Origin of the sequence: Phosphitispora fastidiosa (assembly GCF_019008365.1) — a bacterium.
In the GTDB taxonomy this organism is placed as follows: domain Bacteria; phylum Bacillota; class Thermincolia; order Thermincolales; family UBA2595; genus Phosphitispora; species Phosphitispora fastidiosa.
This window is the reverse complement of sequence record NZ_JAHHUL010000130.1, coordinates 1-271: the sequence shown is the minus strand read 5'-3', so window position 1 is coordinate 271 and position 271 is coordinate 1. Positions and strand designations below refer to the sequence as shown.

The following is a 271-nucleotide window of genomic DNA, read 5'->3' as shown; positions in this document are numbered from 1 at the left end:
GATATTTCCGATGCGTCACGTCTCGATGCGGAGCTGGCACGCGAAGATTCCGAACATGTCGATCTCAAGTTCCTGCTGGGCAATCTCGTGACCGCTGCGCGCGAAGTACGGCGCAACAAGAAGGATACACAGATCGAATTTGTCGTCGGCAAGCTGCCGTCCAACAAGAAGGGCTTCTTCGTGGTTGGCCATGATCTGCGTCTCGGCCAGGTCGTTTCCAATCTCATCGAGAATGCACGTTCGTTCGTGCCGGAAGAGCATGGCATTATCA

General features: G+C 54.6%; 1 pseudogene. It reads left to right on the top strand.

What is annotated here, in order from left to right:
- Positions 1 to 271: pseudogene (locus Ga0451573_RS19225) on the top strand (hypothetical protein); the annotation flags it as partial.